The sequence below is a fragment of the Streptomyces sp. NPDC059851 genome (genome assembly GCF_042732005.1).
Lineage (GTDB): Bacteria > Actinomycetota > Actinomycetes > Streptomycetales > Streptomycetaceae > Streptomyces.
Genome location: NZ_JBHWJJ010000222.1, coordinates 1 through 7710 on the forward strand (window position 1 = coordinate 1; position 7710 = coordinate 7710).

Here is a 7710-nt window from a genome sequence, read left to right on the forward strand (position 1 = left end):
CGATGGGCCGCAGCGACGCCCACATGGCGTGGAAGCTCTGGCTCACGCGGAGGCCTCGGCGTCGCCCTCGCGCATCGGGACGCGCACGCCCTTGGCGTCGGCCACCGATTCGGCGATGTCGTAGCCGGCGTCGACGTGCCGGATGACACCCATGCCGGGGTCGTTGGTGAGGACGCGGCGGACCTTCTCGCCCGCGAGCGCCGTGCCGTCGGCGACGGTGACCTGGCCGGCGTGGATGGAGCGGCCCATGCCGACGCCGCCGCCGTGGTGGATGGAGACCCAGGAGGCGCCGGAGGCCACGTTGACCATGGCGTTGAGCAGCGGCCAGTCGGCGATGGCGTCGGAGCCGTCGAGCATGGCCTCGGTCTCGCGGTACGGGGAGGCGACGGAGCCGCAGTCGAGGTGGTCGCGGCCGATCGCCAGCGGGGCTGCCAGCTCACCGGAGGCGACCATGTCGTTGAAGCGCTCGCCGGCCTTGTCGCGCTCGCCGTAGCCGAGCCAGCAGATACGGGCGGGCAGGCCCTGGAAGTGGACGCGCTCGCCGGCCATCTTGATCCAGCGGTGCAGGGACTCGTTCTCCGGGAAGAGCTCCAGGATCGCCTTGTCGGTCTTGGCGATGTCCGAGGCCTCGCCGGACAGGGCGGCCCAGCGGAAGGGGCCCTTGCCCTCGCAGAACAGCGGGCGGATGTAGGCGGGGACGAAGCCGGGGAAGGCGAACGCGCGGTCGTAGCCGGCCAGCTGGGCCTCGCCGCGGATGGAGTTGCCGTAGTCGAAGACCTCCGCACCGGCGTCCATGAAGCCGACCATGGCCTCGACGTGCTTGGCCATGGACTCGCGGGCGCGGGTGGTGAAGCCGGCCGGGTCCTTGGCGGCGGCGTCGGCCATGTCCTCGAAGGCCACGCCGACGGGCAGGTACGACAGCGGGTCGTGGGCGGAGGTCTGGTCCGTCACGATGTCGATGGGCGCGCCCATGGCGAGCAGCTGCGGGACCAGCTCGGCCGCGTTGCCGAGGACACCGATGGACAGCGGCTTGCGCTGGTCGCGGGCCTCGGTGGCGAGCTGGAGGGCGTGCTCCAGGGAGTCGGCCTTCACGTCGAGGTAGCGGTGCTCGATGCGGCGCTCGATGGCGCGCGGGTCGCAGTCGATGCAGATCGCGACGCCGTCGTTCATGGTGACGGCGAGCGGCTGGGCGCCGCCCATGCCGCCGAGGCCGGCGGTGAGGGTGATGGTGCCGGCGAGGGTGCCGTTGAACTTCTTCGCGGCGACGGCGGCGAAGGTCTCGTAGGTGCCCTGGAGGATGCCCTGGGTGCCGATGTAGATCCAGGACCCGGCGGTCATCTGGCCGTACATGGTCAGGCCGAGGTGCTCCAGGCGGCGGAACTCCTCCCAGTTGGCCCAGTCGCCGACCAGGTTGGAGTTGGCGAGGAGGACGCGGGGGGCCCACTCGTGGGTCTGCATGACGCCGACCGGGCGACCGGACTGGACCAGCATGGTCTCGTCCTGCTTGAGGGTGCGCAGGGTGCGGACCATGGCGTCGAAGGAGCGCCAGTCGCGGGCGGCCTTGCCGGTGCCGCCGTAGACGACGAGCTTGTCGGGGTGCTCGGCGACCTCGGGGTCGAGGTTGTTCTGGAGCATCCGGAGAGCGGCTTCCTGCTGCCATCCCAGGGCGCTGAGCTCGGTGCCGCGCGCAGCTCGTACCGGTCGGGGTCCTGACATGGCGTTGCCTCCTGACGAAGTGGCGTGCTGTAGGTAATTCCATTCACATCCTCGCTGCCTGAATAGTTCCAGTCAACAGCTGCGGGCGGGCGCGCCGGATGGTGTGATGGCGGACATGGCTGCCGACATGCACGCGCAGGGCGCCGCCGAGCGCCGTGACCTGGCCGTACGGGCCGCCGTCGAGCAGGGTCTCGTCGGCGGGTCGGATCCGGCCCCGCCGCTGGTCTGTCTACTGGACACGGCCGGGATCCGGGAGTCCGCCACGGCCCTCACCCACGCCTTCGCGGGCGCCCTGCCGGCCGGCACCCCCGTCCTGCACGCCTTCGCGGTCAAGGCCGCGCCACTGGTGCCGGTGCTGCGGCTGCTCGCCGACGCGGGCCTCGGCTGCGAGGCGGCCAGCCCCGGCGAGCTGGCCCTGGCCCGGGCCGCGGGCGTGCCGGCGGAGCGGACGGTGCTGGACTCCCCCGCCAAGACCACCGCGGAGCTGCGGGAGGCCCTTGCCCTGGGGGTCGCCGTCAACGCCGACAACCGGCAGGAGCTGGAACGGCTCGACGCCCTGGTGGCGGCGCGGCCGGCCGGCACCGTTCCCCCGATCGGCGTACGGATCAACCCCCAGACGGGCGCGGGCGCCATCGACGCGCTGTCCACGGCCACCGCCACTTCGAAGTTCGGGATCGCGCTGCGCGACCCGGGGGCGCGGGAGTGGCTCGTACGGGCCTTCCTGGACCGCCCGTGGCTGACCCGGCTGCACACCCACTCGGGCTCGCAGGGGGTGCCTCTGCCGCTGATCGCGCAGGGAGTGCGGGAGCTGCACGCGCTGGCCGAGGAGATCAACGCGGCGGCCGGGCGCCGCCAGGTCGACACCCTCGACATCGGCGGCGGCCTGCCGGTGAACTTCGCCTCGGACGCGCACACCCCGACCTTCGCGGAGTACGTCACGGTGCTGCGGGAGGCGGTGCCCGCGCTGTTCGACGGGTCGTACGGCCTGGTCACCGAGTTCGGCAGGGCGCTGCTGGCCAAGCACGGACTGGCGCTCGCCCGGGTGGAGTACACCAAGACGACGGGCGCCCGGGCGATCGCCCTCACCCACGCGGGCGTGCAACTGGCCACCCGTACGGTGTACGCGCCGGCGGCGTGGCCGGTGCGGATCCTGCCGTACGACGCGAAGGGCGCCCCGAAGACGGGCCGGGCCGTCGCCCAGGACGTCGCCGGCCCGGCCTGCTTCGCCGGAGACCTGCTGGCCGCGGCCCGGGAGCTGCCGGAGCTGGCCCCGGGGGACCTGGTCGCCGTACCGGACACCGGCGCGTACTTCTTCACGGCCCATTACGGCTACAACAGCCTGCCGCGGCCCGCGGTGCACGGTTTCGCCGTGCGCCCGTCGGGCGGGGTCCGCTTCGCCCTCGCCCGCCCGGCCCAGAGCCCGGCGGACATCGTGGCGGAGGCGGGCGGCGACCACCGCGACGCCCTCCTCTGACCCCCTGGCCACCCCCGGCCCGCCACCCCGCTCGCCAGTTCCCCGACCCCCCTGCGCCTCGGACGCGGGGCGGCGGGACCGGGGTCAGGAGCGGATGGCCAAAGTGGCGGCGAGGGCCGGGGCGAGGCCCTCTACCACGGACTCCGCGGGCAGCCCGGCCACCGCGGGGATCCGCAGCAGGTACCGCGTCACCGCCAGTCCGAGCAGCTGGGCCGCGACCAGTCCCCCCGCCCGCGCGGCCCGCTCCGCCCCCACCGCGGCCTCCAGGGCCGGGGCGACCTGGGCCGCGAAGACCCTCCTCATCCGCTCCGCGGCCTGCTCGTTCGTCACCGCCGACCTCAGCAGTACTAGCAGCGCGTCATCGGCCGGGTCGCCCTCCCACCGCTCCACGAAGTGTCGGGCGAGCACGCGCGGGAGCTCCTGTTCGGGCACCGCGCCCAGGTCCGGCAGCCGCAGGTCCACGGCCAGCGCGGCGTCGAAGAGCCCTTGCTTGCTGCCGAAGTAGCGCATCACCATCGACGGGTCGATGTCCGCGTCCGCCGCGACGGCCCGAATGGTCGTGCGCTCGAAGCCCTGGGCGGCGAAGCGCTCCTGCGCGGCCCGCAGGATCGCGGCCCTGGTCTGCTCGCCCTTGGTCCGCCCGCTCTCGCCCCGTTCGCTCCACATCACGCCAACAACTGTAGGCCAACAAATGTAGGCCAACAGGCGTTGACTTCCCGGGGGCCGGAGCGCATGCTGATGCCAACAGCCGTTGGCCAACAACTGTTGGCCCACTGGAGGAGGCCCGCCGTGACCATCACCCCCGCACTCCCCCTCCCCACCCGCACCGACGTCGCGATCGTCGGCGCCGGCCCCACCGGACTGGCCCTCGCCGTGACCCTCGCGGAGGCCGGCGTCGACTTCGTCCTCCTCGACCGCCAGGCCGAGGGCGCGAACACGTCCCGCGCCGCCGTCGTCCACGCCCGCACCCTGGAGGTGTTCGACGAGCTCGACCCGTCCGGCGCCCTGTCCGCGGAGCTGATCGGCCGCGGCCTCCCCGTCTCCCGGTTCCGCATCCGCGAGGGGGCCCGCCCGGTCGCGACCCTCTCCTTCGACGGCCTGCGCGGGCGCACCGCGCACCCGTACGCGCTGATGGTCCCCCAGTACGAGACCGAAGCCGTGCTCCTGGCCCGGCTGCGGGCCCTCGGCGGCGAGGTGCACCGCCCGTACGAGGTCACCGGCGTCACCCAGGACGCCGACGGGGTCACCCTCACCACCGCCGGCGGCGAGACCCTGCGGGCCGACCGTGCCGTCGGCGCCGACGGCATGCACAGCGCGGTCCGCGGGGCCGCCGGCATCTCCTTCACCGGCGCCTCCTACGGGGAGTCGTTCGTCCTCGCCGACGTGGCCATGGACTGGGCGCCCGGCCCGCACGAGGTCTCGCTGACCTTCGGCCCCGTCGGGCCGACCGTCGTGGCCCCGCTGCCCGACGGCCGCTACCGGGTCGTCGCCACCGTGGCCGAGGCCCCGGCCACGCCGGACCTCCCCTTCGTGCAGGAGCTGCTGGACCGGGTCGCGCCCGGCCAGGCCACCGTCCGCGCACTCGCCTGGTCGTCCCGGTTCCGGATCCACCACCGGGTCGCCGACCGCTACCGGGCGGGCCGCCTGCTGCTGGCCGGGGACGCCGCCCACGTCCACAGCCCGGCCGGCGGCCAGGGCATGAACACCGGCATCCAGGACGCGTACGCACTCGGCCGCGCCCTCGCCACCGACGCCCTCGACGGGTACGAGGCCGCCCGCCGGCCCGTCGCGCTGCGCGTGGTGGCCCTGACCGACCGGATGACCCGCTTCTCCACCACCCGCAACCCGGCCCTGCGCCTGGTCCGCAACGCCGGCCTGCGCCTCCTGGCCGGCGTACCGGCGCTGCACGACCGGGCCGCGGCCGAGCTGGCGGAGCTCAACCACCGCTGAAGGGCCCCGCGGGGCGGGACGGGGCGGACCGGGCCGCGCGTCCGCGGGGCCGCAGGTCCGCGCCCCCCGGACGGCCGCGGGGGGCGGCGGCGGGCGGCGGCGGGCGGCGGCGGGCGGCGCTACTCCACGAACAGCCCCCGCGCCGCGGCCCGGGCGTCGAAGGCCTCCAGCCGGGCCTGGGCGTCCGGCAGGGCGTCGGCCATCGCCTCCAGCAGCACCCGCCCGAGCAGCATCGGCGCGCACGCCGTGTCGAAGGCCAGCCCGGTGCCCACGGGCGCCGGGATCAGCAGGTCCGAGTACCGCGCGACCGGCGCGAACGCGGAGTCGGCGACCGTCACCACCGTCAGCCCCGCCGCCCGCGCGTGTTCCAGTGCCTCCGCCACCTCCCGCGGGTACCGGGGCAGGGCGAAGCACAGCAGGGCCGAGGCGCCGGCCCCGGCCGACGCGTCGATCCGGTCGGCCAGCATCGAGCCGCCCTCGTCGAGGAGCCGCACGTCCGGGTGCACCTTGGCCGCGAAGTACGCGAACCCGCGCGCCTGCGAGGACGCCGCCCGCAGCCCCAGCACGGGCAGCGGGGACGATCCGGCGAGCAGCCGGCCCGCCTCCTCCACCGGCGAGGGGTCGGCGAGCAGCGCCGAGAGCTGCCGGAGGTTCTCGATCTCCCCCTGGACGGCCTGCTGGTACTCGTTGTAGGTCTCCTCCTGCGGCTCCTCGACCCGCTCGGCGGGCGGGGCCACCTCCCGCAGGTGCCGGCGCAGCGCCGGGTAGCCGTCGAAGCCGAGCGCCACCGCGAACCGGGTCACCGACGGCTGGCTCACGCCGGCCAGGTCGGCGAGCTCCACGCTCGACAGGAAGGGCACCTCCGTCGCCCCGCGGACCATGCAGTGGGCGATCCGCCGCTGGGTGGGCGTCAGCCGGTGCCCCTCGAACAGCTTCTGCAGCCGCGCCGCCGGGCTGTCGCTCATCCCGACCCCTCCGTCCCCGTACCCATTCAGTCACCGAGCACTCTGCATGCGCTTATGCAGGACGGCAAGCGGCTGCCCGCTTCCCGAGACGCGATGACCGGCATACGGCCACGGGCGCGGAGGCGCACGCGAACGGAGGACTCCCCCGTACGGTACGCACGGGGGAGTCCGTGGAGTGGTGGGTTCCGGAACGCGCTAGGCGAGGAGCTTCTGCTTCGCCTGCTGGAACTCGGCCTCCGTGATCGCACCCCGCTCCTTCAGGTCGGCGAGCGCGGCCAGCTCCGACGCGCTGCCGCCCCCGCCGGACGTCGCGGCGGCATCGCGGACGTACGCCTTGAACGCCGCGTCCGCCTGCGCCGCGCTCTGCACGTCGCGCTCGGCCATCGACTTACCGCGGGCGATGAGGTACACGAAGATGCCGATGAACGGCAGGAGCACCACGAAGATGGTCCAGCCGGCCTTGCCCCAGCCGCCCATGTCCTGGCTCCGGAAGATGTCGGTGATGATCCTGAAGAGCAGGAAGAACCACAGGACCCACAGGAATATCAGGAGCATGGTCCAGAAGAGGTTGAGGAGCGGGTAATCGTCCATCTGAGCCTCCCGGAGGCTTGGTCGCCCCCCGAGCATTCACCGTTCCGGTATAGCCCGAACTCCCGGGCGCCGCACCCGCTGAGCGGCCCTCCGGGCGACGGGGCCCGTTTGCGGGTCCGGGACGGCTGTGCCAGCTTGAGTGGGCGGGGGCTCGGGGAACTCGGGGGCCGGAACGGGGATCTGCAGCGAAGCATCCCCGAATTGATCCCGAAGAGGGGCATCCCATGAAGCGACGCTTTCTGAGGACGGCTGCCGTCACCACGGCGGCCCTGGTTCTGGCCGGCGGCGGCGCCACCGCCGCGTTCGCCGGCGACCCGACCGCCGACCCGAGCAAGGCGGCGGCGGACCTGTGCGCCAGCATCAACGAACTCAGCTCCGACACCGCGGCAATGAACGCCCTGAACCCCTCCACCGCGACCAAGGACCAGATCAAGGACGCGACCGACGAGGTCCAGGACGGCTGGAAGAAGGTCGCCGAGTCCAAGGCCACCTGGAACCAGGCGAAGAAGAACGCGGTGAAGACCGCCTCCGAGAACCTGAAGAAGGCGTACGAGAACCTGCCCGGCGACACCACCGGCAGCCAGGCCGTCACCCAACTCGCGCCCCAGCTGCAGGCGTTGAACGCGTCCATCAGGGACGCCCGTCGCGACCTCACCTGCCCCTGACCTGACCGGCGGCCGCAGGGCGCCCCGAGGACGCGGAAGTTGAGCGCGGGGACCGCCGCACCCTCGTGTGCGCGAGGGGCGGGACGACGGCGGTCCCCGCGGGGGACACGGGCCGGGTCAGGGCCGTCCGCGTCCATGGCGTCCACGTGGTCCGGGAGCCGCTCCGGAAGCACACGAACGCCGTTCCGTGGTGCCGGCCGGGGCGCTCCCCCGCCGACGACCACCACTGTGCCCGAGACGTGTTAAGCCGGTGCTGCCGCGACGTGACGCGCCCGTACCGATTTCCCGACGGGCCGGCACCACGGCCCACGACGGACGGACCGGGCGCGGCGGTCCCGACCCGGTCATC

At 74.0% G+C, this 7710-nt stretch carries 7 protein-coding genes; 3 read left to right on the forward strand and 4 right to left on the reverse strand.

What is annotated here, in order from left to right:
• Window positions 1-42: 42 nt before the first annotated feature.
• Window positions 43-1716 carry a urocanate hydratase gene (gene hutU, locus ACFV7Q_RS37565; RefSeq protein ID WP_385435436.1) on the reverse strand — a complete coding sequence of 558 codons (1674 nt, stop codon included), beginning with the start codon at window positions 1714-1716 and terminating at the stop codon, window positions 43-45.
• Window positions 1717-1831: 115 nt separating this feature from the next.
• On the opposite strand from hutU, the gene ACFV7Q_RS37570 reads away from it, so the two are divergent.
• Window positions 1832-3190, forward strand: coding sequence for a diaminopimelate decarboxylase (locus tag ACFV7Q_RS37570; RefSeq protein WP_385435437.1), 1359 nt, complete (start codon window positions 1832-1834; stop codon window positions 3188-3190).
• 84 nt (window positions 3191-3274) lie between these two features.
• Here the strand turns inward: ACFV7Q_RS37570 and ACFV7Q_RS37575 are convergent, their stop codons facing one another.
• Window positions 3275-3856 carry a TetR family transcriptional regulator gene (locus tag ACFV7Q_RS37575; RefSeq protein ID WP_385435442.1) on the reverse strand — a complete coding sequence of 194 codons (582 nt, stop codon included), beginning with the start codon at window positions 3854-3856 and terminating at the stop codon, window positions 3275-3277.
• Window positions 3857-3979: 123 nt separating this feature from the next.
• Here ACFV7Q_RS37575 and ACFV7Q_RS37580 point away from each other — a divergent pair, with 123 nt between their 5' ends.
• Window positions 3980-5140 carry an FAD-dependent oxidoreductase gene (locus tag ACFV7Q_RS37580; RefSeq protein WP_385435438.1) on the forward strand — a complete coding sequence of 387 codons (1161 nt, stop codon included), beginning with the start codon at window positions 3980-3982 and terminating at the stop codon, window positions 5138-5140.
• A gap of 119 nt (window positions 5141-5259) precedes the next feature.
• Here ACFV7Q_RS37580 and ACFV7Q_RS37585 read toward each other — a convergent pair whose 3' ends face one another.
• Window positions 5260-6105 carry a MurR/RpiR family transcriptional regulator gene (locus ACFV7Q_RS37585; RefSeq protein ID WP_385435439.1) on the reverse strand — a complete coding sequence of 282 codons (846 nt, stop codon included), beginning with the start codon at window positions 6103-6105 and terminating at the stop codon, window positions 5260-5262.
• 195 nt (window positions 6106-6300) lie between these two features.
• Window positions 6301-6696 carry an SHOCT domain-containing protein gene (locus ACFV7Q_RS37590; RefSeq protein ID WP_385435440.1) on the reverse strand — a complete coding sequence of 132 codons (396 nt, stop codon included), beginning with the start codon at window positions 6694-6696 and terminating at the stop codon, window positions 6301-6303.
• A gap of 224 nt (window positions 6697-6920) precedes the next feature.
• Here ACFV7Q_RS37590 and ACFV7Q_RS37595 point away from each other — a divergent pair, with 224 nt between their 5' ends.
• Window positions 6921-7361, forward strand: a complete 441-nt coding sequence (locus ACFV7Q_RS37595; RefSeq protein WP_385435441.1) for a hypothetical protein — start codon at window positions 6921-6923, stop codon at window positions 7359-7361.
• Window positions 7362-7710 lie beyond the last annotated feature (349 nt).